Annotated in this window: 1 pseudogene; it reads right to left on the reverse strand. The window is 73.4% G+C overall.

Features of this window, described 5'->3' with window-relative positions:
* Positions 1-293: pseudogene (locus tag QN345_RS20105) on the reverse strand (MFS transporter); the annotation flags it as partial.

Here is a 293-nt window from a genome sequence, read left to right on the forward strand (position 1 = left end):
GAACGCGGCGAGCAGGGCGAGCAGCAGCTGCTTGCGCGGCCAGCGTGCCGCTGCCGCCGCGATCGTCGGGGCTCCGACGACGACGCCGAGAGCGTACGCCGAGATCAGCCAGCCGATCTGGGCGTTCGCAGCGTCCGGCGCTGTCGCGTAGAGGCCGGGCAGGAGATCCCGCGCGAGGTTCGGCAGCAGCCCCATCGCCACGAACTCGGTCGCGCCGATGCCGAAGCCGCCGAGGGCGAGGGAGAGCAGGGCAAGGCGGATGCGGGCCGGAGACAGAATCGCCGACCCGTCGG

Source organism: Cryobacterium sp. 10I1 (genome assembly GCF_035019805.1).
GTDB classification, from domain to species: Bacteria; Actinomycetota; Actinomycetes; order Actinomycetales; family Microbacteriaceae; genus Cryobacterium; species Cryobacterium glucosi.